22 protein-coding genes are annotated in these 25,192 nt (G+C 68.0%); 8 read left to right on the top strand and 14 right to left on the bottom strand.

Annotated features, from left to right (window positions below):
* The first annotated feature begins 9 nt into the window (after positions 1 to 9).
* On the top strand, positions 10 to 612 hold the full coding sequence (locus tag ACUVWL_RS20130; RefSeq protein WP_288496763.1) for a hypothetical protein: 603 nt from the start codon (positions 10 to 12) through the stop codon (positions 610 to 612).
* A 106-nt stretch (positions 613 to 718) separates the two neighbouring features.
* Positions 719 to 1,495 (top strand): DUF481 domain-containing protein, encoded by a 777-nt coding sequence (locus ACUVWL_RS20125; protein ID WP_032961276.1) that lies wholly within the window; start codon positions 719 to 721, stop codon positions 1,493 to 1,495.
* A gap of 117 nt (positions 1,496 to 1,612) precedes the next feature.
* On the opposite strand, the gene hemC is transcribed toward ACUVWL_RS20125, so the two are convergent.
* From hemC to mdoH, 5 genes are all read right to left on the bottom strand, one after another.
* Positions 1,613 to 2,524 (bottom strand): hydroxymethylbilane synthase, encoded by a 912-nt coding sequence (gene hemC, locus ACUVWL_RS20120; RefSeq protein ID WP_014648510.1) that lies wholly within the window; start codon positions 2,522 to 2,524, stop codon positions 1,613 to 1,615.
* Between the two features lie 651 nt (positions 2,525 to 3,175).
* Positions 3,176 to 3,907, bottom strand: coding sequence for a LytR/AlgR family response regulator transcription factor (locus ACUVWL_RS20115; RefSeq protein WP_014648511.1), 732 nt, complete (start codon positions 3,905 to 3,907; stop codon positions 3,176 to 3,178).
* A 10-nt stretch (positions 3,908 to 3,917) separates the two neighbouring features.
* Positions 3,918 to 4,961 carry a sensor histidine kinase gene (locus ACUVWL_RS20110; protein WP_414615637.1) on the bottom strand — a complete coding sequence of 348 codons (1,044 nt, stop codon included), beginning with the start codon at positions 4,959 to 4,961 and terminating at the stop codon, positions 3,918 to 3,920.
* Between the two features lie 3 nt (positions 4,962 to 4,964).
* A complete protein-coding gene (locus tag ACUVWL_RS20105) occupies positions 4,965 to 5,624 on the bottom strand; it encodes an alpha/beta hydrolase (protein WP_014648513.1) in 660 nt (219 codons plus the stop codon).
* A 50-nt stretch (positions 5,625 to 5,674) separates the two neighbouring features.
* A complete protein-coding gene (gene mdoH, locus ACUVWL_RS20100; protein ID WP_041863849.1) occupies positions 5,675 to 7,600 on the bottom strand; it encodes a glucans biosynthesis glucosyltransferase MdoH in 1,926 nt (641 codons plus the stop codon).
* Positions 7,601 to 8,097: 497 nt separating this feature from the next.
* Between mdoH and ACUVWL_RS20095 the strand changes: the two genes are divergently transcribed.
* Positions 8,098 to 10,143, top strand: a complete 2,046-nt coding sequence (locus ACUVWL_RS20095; protein WP_445978694.1) for a TonB-dependent receptor domain-containing protein — start codon at positions 8,098 to 8,100, stop codon at positions 10,141 to 10,143.
* A gap of 60 nt (positions 10,144 to 10,203) precedes the next feature.
* Here the strand turns inward: ACUVWL_RS20095 and ACUVWL_RS20090 are convergent, their stop codons facing one another.
* Positions 10,204 to 10,374 carry a hypothetical protein gene (locus tag ACUVWL_RS20090; RefSeq protein ID WP_005419553.1) on the bottom strand — a complete coding sequence of 57 codons (171 nt, stop codon included), beginning with the start codon at positions 10,372 to 10,374 and terminating at the stop codon, positions 10,204 to 10,206.
* Positions 10,375 to 10,591: 217 nt separating this feature from the next.
* Between ACUVWL_RS20090 and ACUVWL_RS20085 the strand changes: the two genes are divergently transcribed.
* A complete protein-coding gene (locus tag ACUVWL_RS20085) occupies positions 10,592 to 10,978 on the top strand; it encodes a DUF2628 domain-containing protein (RefSeq protein WP_014648516.1) in 387 nt (128 codons plus the stop codon).
* A gap of 78 nt (positions 10,979 to 11,056) precedes the next feature.
* Here ACUVWL_RS20085 and ACUVWL_RS20080 read toward each other — a convergent pair whose 3' ends face one another.
* The 3 genes from ACUVWL_RS20080 to ACUVWL_RS20070 all read right to left on the bottom strand — a co-directional run bounded on the left by ACUVWL_RS20080 (position 11,057) and on the right by ACUVWL_RS20070 (position 15,703).
* The gene (locus ACUVWL_RS20080; RefSeq protein WP_445978693.1) at positions 11,057 to 13,588 is read right to left on the bottom strand and encodes a methyl-accepting chemotaxis protein; all 2,532 of its coding nucleotides are present in this window, start codon (positions 13,586 to 13,588) and stop codon (positions 11,057 to 11,059) included.
* Positions 13,589 to 13,799: 211 nt separating this feature from the next.
* Entirely contained in the window at positions 13,800 to 14,693 is an 894-nt protein-coding gene (locus ACUVWL_RS20075; RefSeq protein ID WP_014648518.1) for an NAD-dependent epimerase/dehydratase family protein, read from the bottom strand.
* A 98-nt stretch (positions 14,694 to 14,791) separates the two neighbouring features.
* Positions 14,792 to 15,703 (bottom strand): S41 family peptidase, encoded by a 912-nt coding sequence (locus ACUVWL_RS20070; protein WP_049439338.1) that lies wholly within the window; start codon positions 15,701 to 15,703, stop codon positions 14,792 to 14,794.
* A gap of 49 nt (positions 15,704 to 15,752) precedes the next feature.
* Here ACUVWL_RS20070 and ACUVWL_RS20065 point away from each other — a divergent pair, with 49 nt between their 5' ends.
* Entirely contained in the window at positions 15,753 to 16,217 is a 465-nt protein-coding gene (locus ACUVWL_RS20065; protein WP_014648520.1) for a MarR family winged helix-turn-helix transcriptional regulator, read from the top strand.
* A 4-nt stretch (positions 16,218 to 16,221) separates the two neighbouring features.
* Here ACUVWL_RS20065 and ACUVWL_RS20060 read toward each other — a convergent pair whose 3' ends face one another.
* Positions 16,222 to 17,706 (bottom strand): DUF4434 domain-containing protein, encoded by a 1,485-nt coding sequence (locus ACUVWL_RS20060; protein WP_445978692.1) that lies wholly within the window; start codon positions 17,704 to 17,706, stop codon positions 16,222 to 16,224.
* A 194-nt stretch (positions 17,707 to 17,900) separates the two neighbouring features.
* Between ACUVWL_RS20060 and ACUVWL_RS20055 the strand changes: the two genes are divergently transcribed.
* Positions 17,901 to 18,206, top strand: a complete 306-nt coding sequence (locus ACUVWL_RS20055) for a KGG domain-containing protein (RefSeq protein ID WP_046432675.1) — start codon at positions 17,901 to 17,903, stop codon at positions 18,204 to 18,206.
* An 11-nt stretch (positions 18,207 to 18,217) separates the two neighbouring features.
* Here the strand turns inward: ACUVWL_RS20055 and ACUVWL_RS20050 are convergent, their stop codons facing one another.
* Positions 18,218 to 19,690 carry an MFS transporter gene (locus ACUVWL_RS20050; protein ID WP_445978691.1) on the bottom strand — a complete coding sequence of 491 codons (1,473 nt, stop codon included), beginning with the start codon at positions 19,688 to 19,690 and terminating at the stop codon, positions 18,218 to 18,220.
* A gap of 124 nt (positions 19,691 to 19,814) precedes the next feature.
* On the opposite strand from ACUVWL_RS20050, the gene ACUVWL_RS20045 reads away from it, so the two are divergent.
* Positions 19,815 to 20,444: a TetR/AcrR family transcriptional regulator gene (locus tag ACUVWL_RS20045; protein ID WP_046432686.1), complete on the top strand. Its 630-nt coding sequence runs from the start codon at positions 19,815 to 19,817 to the stop codon at positions 20,442 to 20,444.
* Between the two features lie 15 nt (positions 20,445 to 20,459).
* Here the strand turns inward: ACUVWL_RS20045 and ACUVWL_RS20040 are convergent, their stop codons facing one another.
* The 3 genes from ACUVWL_RS20040 to ACUVWL_RS20030 form a co-directional block, all read right to left on the bottom strand.
* Positions 20,460 to 20,810 (bottom strand): VOC family protein, encoded by a 351-nt coding sequence (locus ACUVWL_RS20040; protein ID WP_032958352.1) that lies wholly within the window; start codon positions 20,808 to 20,810, stop codon positions 20,460 to 20,462.
* Positions 20,811 to 20,914: 104 nt separating this feature from the next.
* On the bottom strand, positions 20,915 to 21,115 hold the full coding sequence (locus ACUVWL_RS20035; protein WP_445979178.1) for a hypothetical protein: 201 nt from the start codon (positions 21,113 to 21,115) through the stop codon (positions 20,915 to 20,917).
* Between the two features lie 91 nt (positions 21,116 to 21,206).
* On the bottom strand, positions 21,207 to 21,620 hold the full coding sequence (locus tag ACUVWL_RS20030; protein WP_445978690.1) for an SLOG cluster 4 domain-containing protein: 414 nt from the start codon (positions 21,618 to 21,620) through the stop codon (positions 21,207 to 21,209).
* 174 nt (positions 21,621 to 21,794) lie between these two features.
* Between ACUVWL_RS20030 and ACUVWL_RS20025 the strand changes: the two genes are divergently transcribed.
* A complete protein-coding gene (locus tag ACUVWL_RS20025; RefSeq protein ID WP_445978689.1) occupies positions 21,795 to 25,145 on the top strand; it encodes an autotransporter domain-containing protein in 3,351 nt (1,116 codons plus the stop codon).
* Positions 25,146 to 25,192 lie beyond the last annotated feature (47 nt).

Raw genomic sequence — 25,192 nt, 5'->3', positions numbered from 1 at the left:
GAATGCCCGATGCGCCGGTTGCCTGCCCTGTCCCTGCTGGCCTGCCTGCTGCTGGCCGCCTGTGATCGCGCGCCGGCGCCGGCCGGCGCCGAGCCCCCGGTACCCGTCGCCGATCCGACGCAGGCGGTGCTGGGCGCCAGCCAGCGTTTCGCGGCCCTGCGCAGCTTCCACGCCGAACTGGAGGTGCTGGGCGCGCCGCAGCCGGTACGCAGCGGCATGGACTTCGTCGCGCCCGATCGTTTCCGGGTGGAGACGCCGGCGGGGCCGCAGACCATCATCGGCGACACCATGTTCCTGCAGGCCGACGGCGCGATCCGCCAGGTGCCGACCCCGCCCGGCCTGCTCGAGCAATGGCGCAACCCGCTGCCCGCCGATGCCCTGCCCGCCGAACTGAAGGCCGAAGATCTCGGCAGCCAGTCGCTGGACGGGGTGCAGACCCGGCACTACCGGCTGCGCGGTGCCAAGCCCGGGGAACGCCTGGAGTACTGGGTGGATGCCCAGGGCCTGCCACGCCAGATCGTACGCAGCGGCAGCAGCAATGGCCGCAGCTTCCAGCTGCGCCTGCGCTATTCGCGCTTCAACGACCCTGAGGTGCGCGTCGATCTGCCCTGAATAGGCGACCGCGCCAACGTTCGCTGAAGCGCGCATTGGATCGATTCGGACCGCCATCACGCTTCCAGTATCATCACCGGCTGTCAACCGTTCCGGAGAAGCCTCGATGTCCCTGCGCGTGTCCCTGCTGATCCCCCTGCTGCTGTGTGCGCCGCTCGCATACGCACAGGATGCCTCCGAACTGGCGGCGATGTCCTCGCCGTGGAGCGGCAGCGGCGGCGAGCTCGGCTTTGCCTCGGCACGCGGCAACAGCAGCACCGAGAGCTTCAACGGCCGTCTGCGCCTGCGCTACACCGACGGTGACTGGGTGCACAGCATGGACCTGTTCGGCCTGCGCTCCAGCTCCAAGGTGACCGAAACCAACGACGACGGCACCACCACCCGCCGCAACAACACCACCGCCAACCGCTACACCGGCAGTGCCGGCAGCGCGCTGCAGCTGGGCGAACACCGCCAGCTGACCGCGACGGTGCGTACGGAACGCGACGACTTCGCCACCTACGACCGCCAGAGCTCGTTCGGTCTGGGTTACGGCACCCGCCTGTGGAACACCGAGCGCTTCTCGTTCGACGCGCAGATCGGCCCCGGTGTGCGCCGCACCCACAGCACCGAGGACGACCGCACCCGCACCGGCCTGATCGGCCGTGGCCTGTTCGACATGAAGTATTCGCTGACTGACAACACCGACCTGGTCAACACGCTGCTGGTCGAATCCGGTTCGTACAACACCTTCGGCCAGAACGACTTCGGTGTCTCGGTGAGCATGAACGAGCACCTGGCACTGAAGGCCGGCTGGCAGGCGCGCTACAACAGTGACGTGGCCGAGGACAAGCGCAAGACCGATACGCTGACCACGATGAACGTGGTCTACAAGTTCAAGTAAGCAGAACGGGCGCCCAGGGCGCCCGTTCTTCTTCCGGTAGTGCCGGCCGCTGGCCGGCAACTGCATTCAACTGGGGCACGCGGTTGCCGGCCAGCGGCCGGCACTACCGGCGGTAGCTCAGACGTTCAGCAGTTCGCCGGCACCGGCTTCCAGCAGCATCTTCGCCACGCGCTGGCCCAGCGCCTCCGGATCCCGGGCCGGTCCCACCGCCTCGGCGCGCACCGCACGACCATCGCTGGCACTGCCGACCAGGCCCTGCAGGTGCAGGTCGTCGCCCTGCCACTGCGCGATGGCCGCCACCGGCACGTGGCAGCTGCCATGCAGCGCGCGGTTCATCGCCCGCTCGGCTTCCACGCAGGCGCGCGTAGCGGCGTCATCAAGCGTGGCGAACAGCGCCATCAGGCGCGTATTGCCACCGTCGCACTCCACCGCCACCGCGCCCTGCGCCGGTGCCGGCAGCCACTGCGGCGGCTGCAGGCGCGCGACGATGCGCCCGCCCAGGCCCAGGCGCTCCAGGCCGGCCACGGCCAGCACGATGGCGTCGTAACCACCATTGTCGAGCTTGGCCAGGCGGGTGTTGACGTTGCCGCGCAGGTCCAGCAATTCCAGATCCGGGCGCAGCGCGCGCAGCTGGGCCTGGCGGCGCAGCGATGAGGTGCCGACCCGCGCACCGATCGGCAGCGCGTCCAGCGAGGCGTACAGGTTGGAGACGAAACCATCGGCTGGATCGTGGCGGGTCAGCATCGCCGGCAGCGCGAAGGGTTCGTCCAGTTCCATCGGCACATCCTTCAGCGAGTGCACGGCGCAGTCGGCCTCACCGCGCAGCATGGCCAGCTCCAGCTCCTTCAGGAACAGGCCCTTGCCACCGATGGCGGCCAGCGAGCGGTCGAGCACCTCGTCACCGCGGGTGCTCATCGGCACCAGTTCCACATGCAGCCCGGGATGGGCCTGGCGCAGGCGGTTGGCGACGTGTTCGCTTTGCCAGAGGGCGAGCGGGCTCTTGCGGGTGGCGATGCGGACGGTTTCCATCCGGTCATTATCGCGCCTTCGGCGCGGATACGGCCAACGGCGGAGCCCCTCGTGGCTGGTGCTATCAAAGCAGAAGCCGTGCTTGGCCGGGGCGGTGGGGTCATGCGGGGACGCCGTGAACCCATCCCTGGGGGCTTGGCCGCGGCTTGCTCGTGTGCGCTGTCCTGCGCACACGGCAAGACCGGGGTTGGGCGTCCTGCCCAACCCGCCCGAGGCATGCCTCGGGCCCATGCCGCGGACACCCCGCATGACCCCACCGCCCCGGCCCCTGACAGTTTCCGTGTGCGCCAGCCACGGAAGATCAAAAAAAAGAGTGCAGAAGCAAAGGCAACAGCCGACGGCTTCCGGGGTCAGATCCCTTTTCCACAGGAAAAGGGATCTGACCCCTCTTCCCCCGCCCGATAACAACAATGCCTTTGCCGTCCGACGCTGGACGAATGTGAGGGTTGGGCCGGGGTGGGGCGGCGGGACCGTTGGCGCCATGGATGGCGCCATCGAGCTTACATGGATGTACTTGCAGCGTGTCCCGCCACCCCACCCCGGCCCGACCCAGCACGTAAGAACAACGAGCCGGCCAACCTGCTGTTGATCTTGATGTTGATGTTGATGTTGATCTGTAAGCAGTCGCGGCCGCAGGCCGCGCGGGACCACTCACAGATGCCGCAGTTCCTGCTTCAGCGTCGCCACACAGCGGCGGCTGACTTCCAGCGGCTGCCTCCCATGCCGCAGCACCGCCTGCACCTGCCCGCCGGAGCCGCGGCGCAGCTCCACCAGCTCGTGCCGCGCCACCAGGCAGTTGCGATGGATGCGGATGAAGCGGCTGGCGAACTCTTCCTCCAGCGACTTCAGCGATTCCTCGATCAGGTCCTCGCCGCGCGCGTGGTGCACCACCACGTACTTCTCTTCGGCCTGCAGGTAGTGGATGTCGTCCAGCGGAATCAGCCGCAGGCTGCCGCGCAGGCGTGCGCACAGTACGCTGCGTGCCTGCTGCCCGCTGTGCGCCTGCGGCTGGCCATCGCGACCGGCCAGGAACGTGCGTGCCCGTGCAATCGCCGCTGCCAGGCGTTCGGCGCGCACCGGCTTCATCAGGTAATCGATGGCTGCCGCTTCGAAGGCCGACAGCGCATGCGCATCGTAGGCAGTGCAGAACACCACCGCCGGCCGCGGTTCGAAGCTGGCCAGGTGGCGGGCTGCTTCCAGGCCGTCCAGCCCAGGCATTGCGATGTCCAGCAGGACCAGGTCCGGCTGCAGCTCCGCGCACGCGTGCAGGGCCTGCTCGCCGTTGCCGGCCTCGGCCACCACGTCCACGCCGTCCTGTGCGGCCAACAGGCTGCGCAGGCGCTCACGCGCCAGTGGTTCGTCATCGGCGATGACTACCCTCACGATCGTCCCCTCACTGGATCGGCACTGTCACCTGGCAGGCATAGTAGCCCTCGCTCCAGCCAGCCGTCATCCGCGCGGCACTGCCAAAGCGCCAGGCCAGCCGATGGCCGATGCTGTGCTGGGCATGGCCGGCCCCCCGCGCCAGGGCCAGCCCGGGCGCCTGCGGATCAGGCGCGGGATTGCGCACGCGGATCTGCAGATCGTTGCCCTCGCGCAGCAGCTGCAGCTCGATGGTGCCGCCCTCGGGCAGGCGCGAAATGCCATGCAGCACGGCGTTTTCCACCAGCGGCTGCAGTACCAGCCTTGGCAATGGCAGGTCCCACGGCAGCGGCTCGTCACGCTGCCAGCGCACCTGCAGGCGTTCGCCCAGGCGCAGCGATTCGATCGACAGGTAGCGCTCGGCCAGTTCGCATTCGTCGCGCAGGGTGGAATCGCCCTCGCCTGCACCGAGCGCAGCACGGAACAGATCGGACAGGTCGAGCACGGCACGCTCGGCCACCGCCGGGTCCCGATGCAGCAGGCTGGCGATGAGGTTCATGCTGTTGAACAGGAAATGCGGGCGGATGCGCGCCTGCAGCGCATCGGCCTGGGCGCGTGCATTGGCCTGCACCTGCGCGGCCCAGCGGTCGCTGACATAGAAGTAGCGCAGCGCCAGCGCGGTGATCAGCGCGGTGGTGGCGGCGCTGCCGAGGGTGAAGCGCCAGAAGCTGATGCCGTTGGCGAAGCTGTCACCCAGCACCGCGTACAGCGCGTGCACGATGCCGGCGCAGACGACCGCGATCAGGGCCGCCAGTGCGATGGCAGCGACCGCCCCCATCACCTGCGGCAGCCTGGACAGCGCCTGCCGCAGCAGGCACAGGCTGGCGGTCACGGCCAGCGCCAGCCACAGCGCGAAGCCGCTGGCCGACAGCAGCTCGCCAACGGTCCAGTGGCGGCTGCCATCCGGGGCCAGGGCCAGCACCACCACCACCAGCTCGGCCAGGCCCAGCATCGCCGCCAGCCGCGGCAGGCGGCACAGTTCCGGCATCCACGGCGATGGGCTGGCCAGGGGCATGGCTCAGGCCGCGCCCAGCCGTTCCTGCAGCCAGTCACCCAGTGCCTGGATTTCCTCGGCACAGACCTGGTGGGCCATCGGGTAGCTGTGCCACGCCACGTCCAGGCCCAGCGTACGCAGCGCCTGTGCGCTGTGGGCGGCGACGGCCTGCGGGATCACCGGGTCGCCACTGCCATGGGCCATGAACACCGGCACCTGCACCGCGCCTTCAACGCGCGTGGCACTGTCGGCCTCGGGCAGATAGGTGGACAGGGCGATCAGGCCGGCCAGTGGCGCGGTGCGCGACAGCGCAGCAGTCAGGATGATCGCACCACCCTGCGAGAAGCCGGCCAGGAAGATCTTCTCCGCCGCGACGCCACGCTCGATCTCGCGCGCGATCAGCGCGTCCAGCTGCACCACCGATTCCTGCACGCCGGCCATGTCGGCACGCGACCGGAAGTCCATGCCGACGATGTCGTACCAGCCGCGCATGGGCACGCCGTTGTTGATCGTGATCGGCCGCACCGGTGCGTGCGGGAACACGAAGCGCAGCGCCGGCCAGTGCGGCCGCACCAGCTCCGGCACGATCGGCGCGAAATCATGGCCATCGGCGCCGAGGCCGTGCAGCCAGATCACCGACCACTGCGGCGAGGCGCCGGTTTCCTGTTCCACCGTTTGCAGCATGATGCGGCTCCTTCAAGTTCGAGCCGCATTATGCCGCTGGCGTGGGGCAATCAGTACAGCGGCGGTTGCTCGGCCGCTTCGCGCCGCAGCTGCGCGGCGCGGACCAGTACCGGTGGCGGGATGTTCTCTTCGGGAATGTCCAGCAGGCCCAGGCGATGCAGGAAGGCGCCCGGACCACGCGAGGAGGTCAGCGCCACCACCGGAATGGCCAACACCATGCCGATCACCACCGGCGCCATCCACGCCGCCAGCGACGGCGACACGGCCCAGGCCAGCACGCCCATGAAGGCGCCGAACACACCCAGGCCACCGTAGCCGCGGATCAGTGCCAGCCACGAGATGCCGCCGTCGTCACGCTGCTGCGCATCCCAGCCGGAATCGCGGCCGGACAACACTTCGGCCACGCCCCGCGACTGCACGTACATCACCACCGGCGCCATCAGCGCGGCCAGCACGGTCTCCACCAGCATCGACACGAAGGCACGGATCGCACCGCCGCAGCCGCGGCGGTCGACCGGGTCCAGCAGCATCGCCAGATAGCCCAGCACCTTGGGCAGCAGCAGTACCGCCATCGTGGCGGCGAACAGGCGCACCACCTGCTCTTCGTCCTGTGCGCGCCAGTACACGCTGGGCGACAGGTGCAGCAGGGCATTGAAGTCGATGCCCTCCTGGAACAGCGGGATGGCGATGCCGATCAGCATCAGCATTGCCCACATCGGTGCGGTGAAATAGTGGCCGATGCCGATCAGCATGTGCGTGCGGCTGATCCAGTGCAGGCCGCGGCTGCCCACGACCTTGCCGTGCTGCAGGTTGCCCTGGCACCAGCGGCGGTCGCGTACCAGCAGATCGGTCAGCGTCGGCGGGCCCTCTTCATAGCTGCCACCGAGGTAGGGCACCATGTGCGCGGCCCAGCCGCCACGGCGCATCAACGCTGCTTCGACGAAGTCATGGCTGAGCACGTGGCCGCCGAACGGCTTGCGCCCCGGCAGCGCCGGCAGGCCGGCGTGGTCGGCGAAGGCGCGGGTACGGATGATGGCGTTGTGGCCCCAGTAGTTGCTCTCGGCGCCATGCCACCAGGCCACGCCACGGGCGATCACCGGCCCGTACACGCGGCCACCGAACTGCTGCATGCGTGCGAACAGGGTGCGGCCGCCGATCACCGACGGCAGGGTCTGGATCAGGCCGACGTCGGCGTTGTGCTCCATGCCGGCCACCAGGCGCACGATGCTGTCGCCGGTCATCAGGCTGTCGGCGTCGAGGATCAGCATCTGCGGGTAGGCACCGCCGAAGCGACGGACCCAGTCGGCGATGTTGCCGGCCTTGCGCCCGCTGTTGTCACCACGGCGGCGGTAGAACAGGCGGATCTGCCCGTCCGGCACCCGCTCGCGCAGCTCGCCGAACACCCGCTCCTCGGCAGCGGCGATGTCCTCGCGACGGGTATCGCTGAGCACGAAGAAATCGAATCGGCCGAGCTGGCCGGTGGCCGCCACCGACTCGTAGATCGCCTGCAGGCCCGCCAGCAGGCGGCGCGGGTCTTCGTTGTAGGTCGGCATCAGCAGCGCGGTGCGGCTGTGCACGGTCGGCAGCGGCTTGTCCGGGTCGATGCCGAGGCGATAGCCACGGTCGAACACGGCGGTCAGGAAGCCGGCCAGGGCGCTGGCGAAAGACAGCGCGATCCAGGCAAACAGGCCAACGAACAGCACCAGCAGGCAGGCTTCGAGCACGCTGATGCCATTGGCCGACAGCACCCGCCACATCATCCGCGTGGCCACGGCGGTCATGCCGAGCGTGCCACCGAAGATGTACAGCCGGCGCAGGCCGATCAGGCGCGGCGACGTGCGATGCCGCCGGACCTTCAGTGCACCTTCGCGCAGGGTCTGTTCGGGCATCTGCAACGGCGATTCAGCGGGCAGCAGCGCCCAGCCGGCGTCGAGCCGGGGCGTTTCTGCTTCCGCATGGATGGTCTGCACCCCCATCGCCGCCTACTCCGCGCCGTCGGCACGGCCGGCCATCCCGGCCGGGCTGCATGCACCAAGGTTCCCGGCGCGCTTTCCCGGCGCCCGCACTTGTCCAGACTGTGTCGGCTTCAGGCCGCACAGTCGATGTCTGTCACTACCGGAACCCACACGATCTCCAACGGGGCGGAATCGAAAATGCGGCCCAGTCTAGGGCGCTGGATGTAAGCCGGGTGCGAAGGCCTACGCCGGGATTTATCCCCATTCAGCAAATAGCAGGCGATCACGTCGGGGGATGGCCAGATGTCATTGCATCGCCCCGGGTACTGGATCGTATCAAACGCGAACGGTTATCATTTCATTAACCAGGCAGGTCACCGTCTTCCCGCACGGCCGCGACCCACCCAGCTGCGCCGGTCCACACCGCGCGCACCGACGACCCACGGAAGGGTGGCTGCCTGCTGTCTGCCTGCGCCTGCTGCTTCCACCGGGTCACCCCACCTCCCATGGAAGCCGCCATGTCCCCATCGTCCCGTTCCCGTTCCGCGCGCCTGCCGCGCACCCGCCTGGCCCCTGCCCTGGCCTCCGCCTGCCTGCTGGCCCTGCCAGGCCTGGCCGCTGCAGAGGCCGGCGCCGATGCCTCCACCAAGGATCTGGATACCGTGGTGGTCACCGCCTCGGGCAGCCAGCAATGGATCAAGGATGCCCCGGCCAGCATCAGCGTGATCAGCCGTGAGGACATCGAGCGCCAGCCGGTTCCCGACCTGGCCACCCTGCTCAGCCGCGTGCCGGGCGTGACCGGCGGCCTCAGCGCCGTCGGCGAACAGTCCAAGATCAAGCTGCGCGGCATGCCGTCCAACTACACGCTGGTGCTGGTGGACGGCAAGCGCATGGGCAGCTCGGCCGCGACCAACTACCGCCCCGACCTCGGCCGCCAGGACCTGAACTGGATCTCGCCCGACCAGATCGAACGCATCGAAGTGGTGCGTGGGCCGATGTCCTCGCTGTACGGCTCCGACGCCATGGGCGGGGTGATCAACATCATCACCCGGCGCATCGGCGACGAATGGAACGGCAGCGCCACCCACAGCTACACCCGTCCCGGTGATGGCAAGCGCGGCGATACCCAGCAGATCGGCGCGACCTTCTCCGGCCCGCTGGGCGAACGCTTCGGCCTGCGCATCGGTGCCAACAGCATGCGCCGTGATTCGGACCAGTCCAACCACGGTGTCTACGGCAATGCCTACGCCGGCGAGAAGGACCGCACTGTCGATGCGCTGCTGCAGTGGAAGCTGAGCGACGCACAGGAACTGTCGCTGGAAGCCGGCCATGGCGTGCAGCAGGCCTTCATCGATGCGTCGCTGGAAAAGCAGGACGAAGGCGCCTGGGGAGCCAGTGAGCTCAAGCGCAGCTCGCTGGCGCTCAACCACGATGGCACGTGGAGCTTCGGCACCTCCAGGCTCAGCGCGTACTGGACCGAATACAAGAACGACATCGGCGCCACCGGCCGCTCAGAGGCCACCGACACGATCATCGAAGGCAGCCTGACCACGCCGTTCACCCTGGGCGTTGAACACCAGTTTGCCGTGGGTGGGCAGTGGAAGCGCCAGGAACTGACCAACACCGATACCATCGGCCGCGCGCCGATCGACTACGCCGGCAACGCCGTCAGCGGCTCCAGCCTGGAAGTGGATACCTGGGCGCTGTTTGTCGAAGACGAACTGAAGCTGCACCGCACCCTGGCCCTGACCGTGGGCGCGCGCCTGGACCACCATGAGAAGTTCGGCGGCCACGTCAGCCCGCGTGCGTACCTGGTCTGGCATCCGGCCGAACAGTGGACCATCCGCGGTGGCGTCTCCAAGGGGTTCCGTGCGCCCAGCCTGACCGAGAATTCGGCCACCGCTGCCACCCAGTCCGGCGGCCGTGGCTGCACCTCGCTGATCCCGCTGGGGTATACCCGCGGCGGGTGCTACATGGCCGGCAACCCGGACCTGGATCCGGAAACCAGCACCAACCGCGAGATCGGCATCAGCTTCGACAATGACCTGATCGATGTTGGCGTGACCTACTTCCACACCGACTTCCGGAACAAGATCGAATACGCACCGCTGGGCCGCTTCAACGGCATCTGGTGGACGCGCATGAGCAACGTGCAGCGCGCGCGCACCAGCGGCATGGAAGGCAACTTCAACGTCCGCTTCGGCGAGCAGTGGCGCTGGCGCACCTCGGCGACCTGGATGAAGGAAGCCAGGAACCTGACCACCGGCCGCAACCTGATCGATACGCCGGAATTCTCCGGCTACTCGTCGCTGGACTGGTCGCCGAATACGGTGTTCTCCGGCAGCCTGTCGGCGCAGTACACCGGCAGGCAGACCGGCACCGCCACGACCTTCCTCAAGGCCTACACCCTGTATGACCTGACCGTGGCATGGAACCTCAACGAGGTGCTGACCCTGCGCGGTGGCGTCAGCAACCTGGCCGACAAGAAGCTGTATGCGGAAGGCTCCACCGACTACTTCGTCGCCGGGCGCAGCTACTTCCTCAGCATGACCGCGCGCTTCTGACCGGCGGCACGCGCCGTGATCGCGCTGGCGACATGCCAGCGCGATCGACGGTATTGCGGGTTACTCGCTTTCCAGCGCGGCCGGTGCCGCGTCCCGCGTGGCGGCCGTGCGCGCACGGTCCATCGCCACCGCCAGTTGCTGGCGTGCGAGCAGTTGTTGTGCCTGCACCACTTCAGGTGTCGGCAGGAGCACCGGTCCCGGTGCGTTTTCCGGTGTAGCAGGTGTGGTCATGCAACCTCCATGGACATCCCGCCGCCGCACGGGTCCAACCGGGGCGGCAGCGGAACTGCGCACCCTATCCTAAAAACAAGGCGGGCGGGTGACGGTGCGGCACCCGGCCGCAGCACGTGGAACACGGCACGCGTCACATTTTTGACGGCAGCCCTTGGATCCTGAATAGGACTTGCCTTATCATGAAAACGTTTTCTCACAGGGATGTTTCCCCCAAATGAATACCACTGACCTGTCTCAGTTCAGCCCGAAGTGGCAGTTCCGCTTCAACTTCTTCCGCCAGCATGGCGCGCCCAAGAATCCCGGTTTCAAGCAGGCCTGGAAGGCGCTGTCGTTCGGTGACCGCCTGAAGATCAACCTGAACTTCTTCGCGTTGTTCTTCGGTGCGATCTACCTGTTGATCCTGGGCATGTGGCGCAAGGCGCTGGTGGTCATCGGCATCAACATCGCGCTGGCCATCGTCAGCATGTTCCTTCCCGACGTCGTCGGGCGCATGCTGTTCATCGCGATGAATCTGCTGGTCGCCTCCAGCACCAACTACAGCTACTACCTGGAGAAGGTGGAAGGTCGCGCCAGCTGGAACCCGTTTGAAGGAATGTTCTAAGCCATCAGACCGGCGCAGGGATGCGCGGCAAGGACGCAACCGACGCCCGGCCCCCGCCGGGCGTCTTCATTTGCGCGATCAGGCCGCGCGGCGTGCCACGGCCGCCGGCTCGGCCTGCAGGCGGAAGCGCGACACCGCCACTGCCAGCTGCTCGGCCTGCTCCTCCATCGCGCGCGCGGCGGCACTGGCTTCCTCCACCAGCGCGGCGTTCTGCTGGGTGGTTTCGTCCATCTGCACCACAGTCTGGTTGACCTGCTCGATGCCGGCCGATTGTTCGCGCGACGCGGCCGAGATCTCGGCCATGATCTCGTTGACCCGACCGACCTGACCGACGATGTCCTGCATGGTGCGCCCCGCGCCGTGCACCAGCTGCGCACCGGCACCGACCTGGGCCACCGAGGCGTCGATCAGCTCCTTGATCTCCTTCGCAGCACCCGCCGAACGCTGCGCCAACGCGCGCACTTCACTGGCAACCACGGCGAAGCCACGGCCCTGCTCACCGGCGCGCGCCGCTTCCACTGCCGCGTTCAACGCCAGGATGTTGGTCTGGAACGCAATGCCATCGATCACCGAGATGATCTCGGCGATGCGCTGCGAAGACGCCTCGATCTGCTCCATGGTGTGCACCACCTGGCTGACCACCTGGCCGCCTTCGCTGGCCACGCCCGCCGCGGAACCGGCCAGCGCGTTGGCCTGCAGCGCGTGGTCGGCGTTCTGGCGCACGGTGGAGGTCAGTTCTTCCATCGACGCGGCGGTTTCTTCCAGGTTGGCAGCCTGCTGTTCGGTACGGCGCGACAGGTCGCTGTTGCCGGCAGCGATCTCACCGGCGGCCAGGCGGATGCTGGCTGCCGACTGCTGGATCTGGCCGACGATCTGGGTCAGGTGCTGCACGGTGCTGTTGGCATCGTCGCGCATCACCGCAAATACCCCATGGAAGTCACCCTGCATGCGGGTACTGAGGTCACCGCCGGCGATCGCGCGCAGCAGCGTCGACAGTGCGGCCAGGTTGTGGTCGCTGACTTCCATCATGGTGTTGAGGGTCTCCACCATGCGGCGGAAATCGTGGTCGAAGCGCAGTGCATCACCGCGCACGGCGAAGTCACCGGCGGCGGCCGCAGCGGCAAGCTGCTGGATCTGCTCGTTGATCGCGGCCAGGTTGCGCTTGGTGGTCGCCATCGCAGCGGTGAACACCGCCTTCTCGCCCGGCAGTGCTTCCATGTCCACGCTGAGGTCGCCGACGGCATAGCGCTGCATCACTTCAACCAGGCGATGGGTGATCGCGTTGCTGGAGGCCACCAGCTGGTTGCTGTCGGCCACCATGCGGCCGTACTCGCCCGGGAACGCCGCGGCATCCATGCGGTAGCTGAGTTCACCGGCATCGTGGCGGCGCGCCATTTCGGCCTGCGCAGCCATCACCGCCTGCAGCTGGCCGCGCATGCCCTGCATCGCGTCCAGCAGGCGCCCCACTTCGTCGTTGCTGCGCGCAGGCAGGATGCTGTCCAGCTTGCCGGCGGCGACGTCACCGGCCACGCGCACCGCTTCGGCCAGCGGGCGGATCGCCAGGCGGCGCAGCAGTATGTAGACACCGGCGCTGAGGGTCAGCGCGGCGATCACGCCGACCAGCAGGGTCAGCCACAGCAGCTGGCGCGCTTCGGCCACGATCACCGCATGCGGCATCACCACGCCCAGCGCGAAGCGCTGCGGGGCATCGCCCACGCGCAGCGGCACATACACGCGCACGTTGCCGGCCGCATCGGGGCTGAAGGCCTCGAAGGGGCGGTCGGCGGCGATCTCGGCCAGCATGCTGCGGGTCAGTGCGTCGTTGCGAGGCTTGCCGATTTCGGCGGCATTGGCCGAGGCCAGCACCACGCCCTTCGGCGACAGCAGTTCGACGCGGCCGGCCCCCATCGGCTGCAGCGTGGCCAGGTGCTTCTGCAACGCTGCCAGCGAGAAGTCGACGGTGAACACACCGAGGAACCTGTCGTTCTCGATGATCGGCGTGCTCAGCGTACTCATCAGCACCTGCTGCCCGGCGATGTCATAGGCATACGGTTCGCTCACTTTCGGCAGCTTGTCGCGGCTGGGCACCATGTACCAGTCACCGGAACCGCTGGCGGTCTCGGTGTAATCGGTCATCACCGACTGCTGCGGCTTGCCCTCCTGCCAGGCCCAGTAGCTCATGTAGCGGCCGGTGGCATCGTGCGCCTCGGTGTTGACGAACTCGGCATCCTTGCCGTCGAAGGCATCGGGCTCCCACATGGTGCTCTTGCCCAGCCATTCGGGATGGGCGCGCAGCTGCTCGCCCAGCACCGCCGCCAGGCTGGCGCGGTCGGGCACGTCACCACGGGCGCGCTGGGCCAGCACGCCTTCAACCATGGCATCGTTGCTGGCAAAGGCGGTGCCCAGATCGGCCGCCACCTGGCGCGCCTCAGCGGTCGCCTCGCTGGTCATGGTCTGGCGCGAGGCGCTGATAAGGCTGGCGCTGGCCTGTCGGTAGATCAGGAACGCGGTCAGGCCGAAGCACAGCAGCGCGATCGCGGCGGTGCCCAGCATCAGCTTGTGGGCGATGCTGCCCGGGCGGCGGGCAGCGGCGGAACGGGAAGAAGGCATGGGAGGGTCCGCAAGGCAGTTCAGGACGACCGGCACCACGAAGGCACCGCGCAGGCGCGCGATCCGTCGCGCAGGCCACCGGCCGCCGGGCGGGCCCGGCGCTGGAAGCGCACCGGGTTAGCGGCCGCCCGCCAACGAGGTTGAGGCGACCGGCCTGCACATTCCTGAATCTGCTCAGGGTCGGGTCAGCCACCCGTCCGTCGCGATGGCCTCACTCGGCCACGCGGTCCTTGATCCACTGCGCGCGCGGCAGTACCTCGATGCTGCCGACGGCATACTGCTGCAGCACGTCGTCCGGCCCGAAGCACGGTTGCCAGCCCAGCTCACTGCGCAGGCGGGCACTGTCGTAGACACGGTCGATGCTCAATGGCAGCGGCCAGCCACGGCGTTCGAACTCGGCCAGCAGCTGCGGCGCGCGACGGGCCAGCACGCTGCGCGGGTGGGTGGCCAGTTCCAGGCAGTCCTCGCGCCGGAACGGCGTCGGTGCGCAGGCGAGATAGCGGGCGAATCGGGCGCCTTCGTCGAGCAGCAGTGCAGCGTGTGCGCTGGCCACATCGCGGGCGTCGATGCCGCGATGCAGGCGGAACATCGCCATGCGCTCGGGCGGTTCCGGGAAGCACCGGCCCATGCGCAGCACGCGAACGCTGAAGCCCGGCGTGGCGGCAGCTTCAGCCAGGGTCTCGGCCTGCAACTTGGTGCGGTGGTAGATCGTGCGCGGCAGCGGCTCGGTGTCTTCATCGATCCAACGGCAGCCACCGGCTACCACGGCATGGCCGTACAGCGCGGTGGTGCTGGTCAGCACGAAACGCCGTGCGCCGGCTTCGCGTGCGGCCTGCAGCAGGTGCGCGGTTGCCTCCACGTTGATCTGCTGGAATACCGCGTCCGGCACCAGGCCGACATGCGGAGCATGCAGGGCCGCGGTATGGATGACCGCGTCCACGCCCTGCACCGCACGCGTGACCGCCTGGCGATCGGTGACATCGGCAATGATGCGCGTGGTGGCGAACGGGCTGCGGTCCAGCCCCACCACTTCGTGGGCGGCCGCCAACGCACCGAAGATCGCGCGCCCGATGCGCCCGGAACTGCCGGTCAACAGAATCTTCATTGAGTCCATTCACTCGAAGCGCCCGGGAACTACCGGGATGCTTCGATTCTAGGCATGCATTCGCGCATCTGCGATAGGACAGCCATGCAATCGTGCGTTCATCTTGACGACTTCGCAGGCGCCAGCAGTTGCCGCGCGATGAACAGCGGATCGTCGCCGCCGGCCACATCAGGCCTCACGCCGGTGCCTTCCCAGTTGCCGCCGGTGCGCAGATTGATCGGTTGCCGGTCGGGAATGCTGATCTGATAGCCATCGGGCAGCAGCACAGGATCACCAAACATATGCGCGGCACCGCCACTGCGCGTGCCGACAATGCGCGCGCGGCCCAGGGCCTGCAGCGAATAGGCGACGAACTCGGCCGCCGAACCGGTACGCCGGTCGATCAGCACCACCAGCGGCTTCAGGTACACAGGCAGGCTGGCAGGCGGCAGCGGTACCGGCGTGCGCCGGCCACGCTGGTCCAGCTGCTGCACCGCGCCGATCTTCGCGTCCAGCAGCGTGCGCACCAGCAGGTCGGCACTTGCATCGTCGCCTCCCCCGTTCTGGCGCAGATCCAGCACCAGGCCATCGGTGTCGGCCAGCAGCGTGAAGGCCGCAGCGAACTTCGGCCGCGCCAGATCCAGCGGGTAAAAAGTACTCAACCGCAGGTAGCCAATGTTGCCTTCCAGCACCCGCACCTCGCGCACACCGGCACCATTGCTGCGGGCATCGGCACGCCAGGCCATCAACCAGTCGTCCTGGCCGGCAGCTGCGTCCACGCGCTCAACGTGGAAGTGGCCATCGAACATGTCCAGGTCCTGGTTCAGGCGTGCGCTGAACGCAGCAGGATCCGAACAGCTGTCCGCATACCGCTGCTGCGCCGACCAGCTGCGCAGGGCATCGGCGATGCGGGCGGCCTCCGCCTCGTCCAGGTACTGCGCCTGCACGGCGCTGGCGGCCGCCTGCAGCACCGCATCCTGCGCCGGGCAGGCCGTCGCCAGCAGCGCGCCGAGCATCCAGGAGACCGCCATCATCCACCCCGCATTGAGGATATATAAGCGCTTATATATCATCCCGCTCATGGATCTCCAACACGCCACGCTGGGTACCCTGCTGCGCGCACTGCTGGACCAGCTGGACCCGGCCGTCGAGCAGGCCTACCGGCACCTGCAACTGGACTACCGGCCGCGCTACACGCCGGTGCTGCGCACGCTGATGGCGCAGGGCCCCTGCCGGATCAAGGACCTCGCGCTGGCCTGCGGGCTCAGCCATTCGGCGCTCAGCCAGACCGTGGCGGCGATGGTGCGCGATGGTTGGCTGCACACTGCCAATGGTGACGACGGGCGCGAACGCATCCTGCAGTTGAGCCCGCGCGCGCAGCGCGCGATGCCTGTGCTGCAGGCGCAATGGCAGGCCACCGCAGTGGCGGCACGCAGCCTCGATGCCGATCTGGGGCAGTCGTTGGAGCAGGTGCTGCGCAAAGCACTGGTGGCGCTCGAACAACGGCCCTTCGCACAGCGCCTGCAGGACGCCCGCCGGCGCTGAGGCGTTACTGCTCTGCAGCCATCTCGATCTCGCTGAGGAAGGTCCAGCTGCCGTTGGCCACGCGCAGCTCCAGCGTGCGGCATTGCGCAGCCAGGGGGGCTGCATTGCCGAGCACGTACTCCTCTTCGGTCGAGCCCATCACGCCGGACTGGGTGAAGGGTGCCGACAGCGTGCCGATGGTTACGGCGGCAGTTCCGGGCTCGGCGCACATCACCTCCACCGAAGTCGGCGTGACGATGCCCCAGGCCGGGCGGGTCATCGTATGCAGGCCGATCCAGTCCACCCGTCGGCGCTGGCCCAGGTCGATGGTGATGCTGACGTTGCCGTGCACGCCTACCCAGCCCGCGTCCATCGGATTGCGCGGGTCGCCTACCCGGCGGTCGAACAGCTCATGGCCGCTGCCGTCGGGATAGCTGGTCGCCGGCGCCACGCTGTAGTGATAGGTGGTCTGCACCGGATCGACGAGGTACGAGGCACCCAACCCGTACAACCCGCGATAGGTGTTCATCATCCGCGGCGCCTCGCCGTAGCCCTGGCCGGGGCCGACCACTTCGGACATGTGGTACTGGTTGAGCCAGGCAACGCGCTTGCCAGCCGGACGCGCGCTCCACAACTGCTGGTTGATGCGCTGCACCGACGCCGACCGGTATGCACCGGACAGGCCGTTACCGGTATCAAGGAACAGCGGGCTGCCATGGTTGAACAGCTCGATGTCGGCCCACACAGCGCTGGCGCCCAGCTGCGCCGACAACGCCTGGTAGTACTGCTCGGTGGAATAGCCCGGTCGATCCCACTGGAACAGTTTCGCGTGCGACGCCGCGCCGATGCCGTCCTGCCAGATCTGCACGTCGACCCCCGTGGCAGAGCGGAACCGTAGCGCAGCACTGGCCACGCTGGCCGGGTCGACGCTGGAGGATGCCAGATAGGGCGCCACCATCACCGGCCTGGACGGCGTCGCCGCTTTCAGTGTGGAAACGATTGAACGATAGAACGACGCACGCTCGTCCGGTACCTGCGCGGGCTCATCGGTGATGTACCAGCCGGCGAATGCCGGATGCATCGCGTACTGCTGGGCCAGCTGCGCCATCGACTGCGCTGCGTCCTGCGCCACCGCTGCAGCGTTCGAGCCCTGCCAGAATGCCGCACACTGGCCCGAACTGTAGGTGGTGCCGACCACGACCTTCATCCCACGCGCTGCGGCCGCGTCCAGCACCGTGCCCAGCTTGGCCGGGAAGCCGGCGATCCATTCGAAATCCTGCGCGCTGCTGGCGCAGCCCACGCCGGCACGGGTGGCGCGGGTCTGGCCGATGATGAGCGTGTCGTTGCCCAGGTCCCGCAGTTCGTCGAGGAACAGCGGCAGCTGCGCCGCTGGCAGCTGCTCATCGGTGGACGAGTAACCGAAGTGAACGAAACTGCCGCTCAGCAGCGCAGTGTCCGCATGGGCCGGTGCAGCGCAGGCCAGCAGTACAAGCCATCCGAATCTGTTCACGGCGTCCTTTCCTGTCTGGGCGGTCATCCGCCATGCCGGTCCATCCTAGCCAAGCGGCGCTCATCGCGCAGCGGCGTAGTTGCGCCGTGAAAGCCAGTGCGGCGTGGCGTGAGGGCAGCACCGCCGGTGCGGACACTGCCTTAGCCGGGCACACGCAAGGATGAGCTCCCCTTCCATGCACCGGGAGCCTTCACATGGCTGACCAGCATCACGGCACCTCCCATCGTGGCTTCGCTTCGATGGACCGGGACAAGCAGCGCGCGATCGCCGCAAAGGGTGGACGCGCCGCGCATGCGTCCGGCAATGCACATGAGTTCAGCCCGGCCGAGGCACGCGTGGCAGGCCGCAAGGGCGGCGAGGCGATCAGCCGCAATCGCCAGCACATGGCAGCGATCGGCCGCGAAGGCGGGCACGCGCGCCACGCCAATGCACGGCAACAGCGGCAGCACGCGGCCGAACCCGCGCCGACGAAGGAAGGGCCGCAACGCCAGCAGGGCTGACCGCAGCGTGCTCAGGCGCGCCTGCACTGGCGGTACAGGGCGAGCGCCGCCAACAGGGCCAGCACGCCGGCGACAGCCATCGCCCAGCCGAAACCGCTGGCCATCGCGCCGCGGTACCAGGCCAGTATCTGCGTCCCCGGCAGCAGTGACGACGGCTGCAGGATCAGCGTGCGCGCCTGTGCGGCCACTGCGGGCTGCCCTGCCGCCTGCGCGGTCGCAGTGAACTGGCATACCGCGCGCAGGCCCATCAGGCTGCCCAGCAGCGCGATGCCAAGGCTCATGCCCGCCTGGCGCAGCGCGTTCATCGTGGCCGACGCAATGCCGGCACGCTCGGCCGGTACGCATGACATCACCGCCATGCCGGTCGCAGGTACCGCCAGTCCCATGCCAGTGCCGAGCAGCATCAGCAGTGCGCTGGCCTGGCCGTGCGCTGTAGTCGGCTCGAACGTGGCAATCGCACACAGCGCCATGCCTGTCATTGCATAGCCCGTCACCAGCGCGGCATGCAGCCCGAACCACGCCGCCAGACGGCCGAACAGCAGCGACACCACCGCCATCAGCACGAACTGCGGTACCAGCTGCGCACCGGCCTGCGCAGCCCCATGTCCCTGCGCCTGCTGGAAGAACAGCGACAGGAAGAACAGGCTCGCATAAGCGGTGAATCCAAGCACGAACGAGGCCAGGTTGAGCATGCCGAAACCCGGCTTCGCCAACAGGTCCAGCGGCAGCAGCGGCCGCGCCACGCGGCGCTCGACCCACGCAAACAGCGCCAGGCCGGATGCTGCGATGCCGAGCGCCAGCAGGGTCGAAGGTGCCAGCAGGCCGTGCTCGCTGATCGCGATCAGGCCGTAACTGAGTGCACCCAGCGCGACGATGCTGAACAGCTGCCCGGCCGGGTCCAGCGCGGCGTGCTGCGGATGCCGTCGCTCAGGAATGCCCCAGGCCCCCAGCGCGAGTGCAAGCAGGCCCAGCGGCAGGTTGATCAGGAAGATGCTGGGCCAACCTGCGCGCTGCACCAGTTCGCCTCCCAGCAGCGGCCCCAGCACCAGCGCCAGCGCGCTGAACGCCGACCAGCCCCCGATCGCGCGTGCACGCTGGCGCGGATCAGGGAATGCATGGCTGAGGATCGGCATCGCACTCGGGATCAGCAGGGCGCCGGCCACCCCCTGCACCGCCCGCCCCGCCACCAGTGCGGAAAGACTGCCTGCGCAGGCACACAGCAGCGAGCCCACGGTGAAGGTCGCCACGCTGAGCAGCCACATGCGGCGGTGGCCATAGCGGTCACCCAGCGGCCCCGCCGACAGCATCACTGCGGACAGGGCGATGGCATAGGCGTTGATCACCCACTGCAGCCCGGCCATGTCGGTGTGCAGTGCCTGCTGCAGCGTCGGCAGCGCGACGTTGACGATGCTGATGTCCAGCGAGGCGAGGAAGGTGCCCAGGTAGGCCGCCAGCACCAGGGCCGGCCGTCGGAAGCGTTGCATGTGCGGATGCCGGGAGGGAGCGTGCGCGCATCGTAATTTGCTGACTGACCGTCAGTCAATGACCGACGGTCAGTCATTGCCGGAGGAAGCTAGAATGGCGACCGTCGCACCCGGACCCCGCCCCATGCAGATTCCCGCCGTCGCCAGGCCCCGCACCAAACCCGCTGAAACCCGCCAGGAAGAGCTGATGGACGCCGCGCAGGCGCTGTTCCTGTCACAGGGCGTGGAAGCGACCACCATCAGTGACATCGTGGCCGCCGCCGACGTGGCCAAGGGCACGTTCTATACCTACTTCGCCTCGCGCACCGAGATCCTGCAGGCGCTGGCGCAGCGCTACACGCTGCAGTTCATGGCCGAGGTCGACCATGCCGTTCAGCAGCAGCCTGCCCACGATGGCGTGGCGCGACTGTGCGCCTGGATCCGCGCCAACATCGAGACCTATGTGCGCACGCACGCACTGCACGACGTCGTCTACGCCAACCATCACCACCACCAGCGCGGCAATGCCGAGCGCAACGCCATCCAGCAGCAGCTGCTCGACATCCTCGAGGCGGGCACCCGTGCAGGCCTGTGGCAGCTGCCGGCACCGCAGATCACGGCCTCGCTGATCTATGCCGGCGTACATGGCGCCACCGATGACCTGATCGCTGCGCCCACGCAGGACGCCGACACCTTCATTGCGGCGGTGGTGGCCGATTGCCTGCGCATGGTCGGCGTGTCGCCGGCGCCGAAGCGTGGCGGCACCCGTCGCTGAAGCGCCCGCCGTCGCTCAGGCGTGGGCGAGGATGTTCAACAGCCGGCCGAACGGGTCGCGGACGAAGAAGCGCCGCACGCCCCAGGGCTCGTCGGCCGGGCCATAGTCCAGCGCGATGCCAGCCGCGTGCATGCGTTCCAGCACCTCCTGCAGGTTGTCCACTTCGATAGACAGGTCCGGCACCGGTGCGCCGGAACCCCCTTCGCTGGCGAAGCTGACCTGCGCCAGCGCACTGCCCTGCCCGCCATGGGTGACGATCCAGCCATGGTCCATCACCACCGGCATGCCGAGCAGCTCGCCATAGAATGCAGCGGCGCGGGCGGGATCAGACGTGGCGATGTTGGCGACGACACGCATGACGGCCATGTTCCACTCCACCAGGAAGAATGCGCCGAGAGTGCCCGACCCTGCGCACAAACAGAAGAGCCCCGTCATGGACGGGGCCCGTCATCAGCCGATCATGGCTGGGCTTACACCGCGCCGCAGCGCTCCATGACGCATCGATCGTATTCGTACTGGCATTCCATGGCATCACCCCCACCGGCTACACACGCCTGGTAGGCCTTCCAGCAGGGAAAATCGCAGGGCTGGACCGGTCCGGCCACGGCCACCGAGCCGCTGCAGGCCAACGCGAACACAGCACCGGCGATCACTTTCCTGAAAGCACGCATCGACATCACTCCTTGATAAGCCTGGTGAGCCCAGGCCGGGCCACCTTAGCGCTGCACACGGGACGTTGGGTGAAGGCGGATGCGGCTGGACTCAGTGTTGCAGCATTCCCAGGACACGCAGTCGCCCGGCCAGCTCATTACTGTTGCGCCACGGCAGGATCGGCGAATTGCCGCGCTCGTCCGGCGGGGTGTCCGGCAGCGCGTCGGACCTGCCACCTGCCCCTGCAAGCGGCAGCAGCGGCCGCTTGTGCAGCCAAACCTCCGAGATCGTGCAGGCGCGCCCACCGCTGACGATGCAGGCATCACCGGCAAGGGCCATGATCAGGTTGCGCGCATCCCCCATGCCACAGGGCACCACCACCGTGGCCGGCCAGTCGGCCGGCGGCATGCTGCCTTCCGGGATGACGCTGGGCACCTGGCCACCAGCTGCGCGCTCGAACGCGTCGCTGCCAGGATCGGCACCGCCCAATATCGCCAACGGTGGTTTACGGAATGCGGTACGCATGGGCGGTTCCGAAGCCTCGGAAGGAAGGGTCACGGTGCCCTGCCCGCTGGAGCCGCACCATGCACCGATCACAAAACATTAACACGTTCATAAAATTCCCTTCACATTACTGGGGGATATCGCCATGCCTTGGCGTTAACGGCCTTGTTGTCCGTCAACCAAGGAAGTTGTCCGATGAATCACCCGCTGTACGGCCGTTCGTCCCGCTCCCTGTCGCATCGCCCGCTGGCGCTTGCCGTCGCCAGCTCGCTGCTGCTGGCCACCGCACTGCCAGCCATGGCCAGCGAATCACTCGAGGCCTGGCAGCAGCAGCGCCAGCTGCAGGCCGCGTGGGCGCAGCCCGCTGCCAGCACCGCACCTGCAACCACGGCCACTGCAGCCGCCGCCAGCAGCACCGCCGTTCTTGGCAACCCCGGCGATCCGGCCAGCTGGCGCAGCGATGAATTCAACGCCGATTGGGGCCTGGGCGCGATGGGCGCGGACTACGCCTATGCGCGCGGCCTGACTGGCAAGGGCGTACGCCTGGCGCTGTTCGACTCGGGCTCCGCACTGGCGCATCCGGAGTTTGCAGGACGCAATACCTCCAGCATCACCATCGGTGCCGACTGTGCGACGCCGGGCGTGGTCGCAGGGGCCGGCGCCTGCGGGCAGACCCGCGGCGAACAGCCCGGCTACAACTACTACGGACTGGGCGCCGGCGTTCCGGCCTCACTGGCGGCACGCCTGATCGCCGCCGGCCAGCCCTACGGCTTCAGCTACGCCGACCACGGCACGCATGTGCTTGGCACCATCGGCGCCAACCGCAATGGCACCGGCATGCATGGCGTGGCCTTTGGTGCGGATCTCACTGCCGCCCGCGTGTTCGGTGACACCTACTACGAGTGGCGCCTGGACCCAGACAGGTTCTATCGTCCGCGCGCGGTGTACCGCACCGATCCGGATGATGCCGCCACGCTGGACATGTATGCGCAGATCCAGGCGCAGGGTGTACGCGCCATCAATCACAGCTGGGGCATTTCCACGCGCAACATGACCGCCGCCGCGCTGGACCAGCAGTACGCCAGCATTGGTGCCGACTACGGCGTGTACGGCAGCATCTACGCCAACAACGGCGATGCCCCGGGCTCCACTCTCATCCAGGTGTGGTCGGCTGGCAACGGCAGCGGTGCGGTTGCCGGCATCACCGCCTCGATGCCGCGCTGGAAGCCCGAACTGGAACCGTACTGGCTGGCGGTCGCCAATGTCCGCCGGCCCGACGCCGCCGCAGGTGAAACCGACTACGTGATCGATGGCAGTTCCAGCATCTGCGGGGTTGCCGCCAACTGGTGCATCTCGGCCCCAGGTACCGATATCGTCAGCACCATCGTCTCCGGCGATATCCAGGGCCGCATCGAGAACACCTCCGCCTACGTGCGGCTGATCATCGACAGCGAGAACACCAACTACGTCTACGGCACCAAGACCGGCACGTCGATGGCCGCCCCCCATATCACCGGCGCCCTCGGCCTGCTGATGGAGCGCTTCCCGTACCTGGACAACGCCCAGGTCCGCGACGTGCTGCTGACCACCGCACGCGATCTCGGCGCGCCAGGCATCGATGCAATCTACGGCTGGGGCATGGTCGACCTGCGCAAGGCCATCGAGGGCTATGGCTCGCTGCGCGTGGACACCAACGTGGTGATGAATCAGAGGGCCGGCGGCCTGAAGGTCTGGGAAGGCGATGCGTGGGACAACTGGACCAACGACATCGGCGGCCCCGGCAAGCTGACCAAATCCGGTATCGGTTGGCTGCGCCTGAGCGGCAACAACAGCTTCAACGGCGCCGTGGTGCAGGACGGCATGCTGGAGTTGAACGGCGCCAACACGCTCACCTCGGCGGTCGAGGTCCAGGGTGGCCGGCTGCTGCTCAACGGCAGGCTGGTCTCCACCGCCCTGACCACCACCGGTGGCGTCAGCACGGTCAGCACCAGCGGCGTGCTGGATAACAGCAACCTGGTAGTCAACGGCGGCGTGGTGTCCTTCAACGGCACGCAGGCCGGTGGCACCACCACCGTCGGCGCCAATGGCCTGCTGAAGGGCGTCGGCACGCTCGGCAACACCCGCGTGGACGGCATCATCGCGCCGGGCAACTCGATCGGCACGCTGACCATCAACGGCAACTACGTGCAGGGCGCCACCGGCGTGTATGCGGCGGAGCTGGCACCGGGTAGTCGCAGTGACCAGCTGCACGTGACCGGCACCGCCACCCTCGGCGGCACCCTGGTCGCCCTGCCGGAACCGGGCGTGTATTACCTCGGCGAACAGTTCAACGTCCTGCGTGCCGACGGTGGCATCAGCGGCCAGTTCGCCAAGACCGACTTCAGTGCGTTCTCGCCCTTCCTGCAGTTCAGCCTGGCCTACGGTGCCAATGGCACGCGCATCGACGTTGCCCGTGGCGCTTCGCTGGCCACGGCTGCCAACACGCCCAACCAGCGTGCGGTGGCGGCCGCCGCCGACCTGCTGCCGATCGCCCAGGGCCTGCCCAAGCCGCTGACCCAGCTGTTCCCGCAGCAGGTCGGTGGCGTGCTCGATGGCCTCAGCGGCGAGCTGCATCCGGCCACGGCCATCGCCCTGGTCGAGGGCAGCCGCTACGTGCGCGATGCCGCGTTGTCACGCCGTGCCGGCGCCGCCGCACCCGGCAGCGACGTGGGTGATGCGACGGGCGCATGGGTGCAGGCCATCGGTGGCAACAGCAGGCTGGACGGTGACTTCAACACCGCCCGCACCGAGGCCAACAGCAACGGCCTGCTGGTCGGCATCGACCGCGAGTTCTCCGGCTGGCAGGTCGGCGTGCTGGCCGGTACCGGCCGTACCGACGTCAAGCAGCAGGACCGCCGCGCCAAGTCGAAGATCGACAACACGCACTTCGGTGCCTATGCCAGCCACACCTGGGGCGGCTTCGGCCTGCGCGGTGGTGTGGCGTGGAGCAAGCACGAGGTGAAGAGCACGCGTGAAGTCGCCTTCGCAGGTTTCAGTGACAGCCTGAGCGCGCGTTACGACGCCCGCACCCGCCAAGCCTTCATCGAAGCTGGTTATCGCTTCGGTGGCCCCGAAGCCGGGCTGGAGCCGTACCTGCAGGTGGCGCGCGTGGAAGTGGACCTCAAGCGCATCAGCGAACGCGGTGGAGCAGCGGCGCTGCAGGGCAAGATGGACGACACCGGAACCACGATCGCCACCGCCGGCGTGCGCTTCGACAAGGGGCTGAAGGCTTCGTTCCAGCAGGACAGCTGGCTGCACCTGCGCGGGGGCGTCGGCTATCGTCGTGCCTCGGGGGATCGCAGCCAGGTCGCCAACCTTGCGTTTGCCAATGGCAGCTCCACGTTCGCGGTCAACGGCGCGCCGATCGCCGACAACGCGGTGGTGGCCGAACTGGGCCTGTCGGCGTGGCTCACCTCGCGCCAGCAGCTGGAGCTGGGCTACAGCGGCCAGTTCGGCAGCGAGAGCCGTGACCATGGTGCGAATGCACGCTGGTCCGTGCGTTTCTGATCTGTGCCTGCAATGCGATGAAAACAGGAGGGGCGGCCGATCGGCCG

It is taken from the genome of Stenotrophomonas muris (assembly GCF_052751275.1).
The sequence above is the reverse complement of the archived record's forward strand: the minus strand, read 5'-3'. Positions and strand labels throughout refer to the sequence as shown.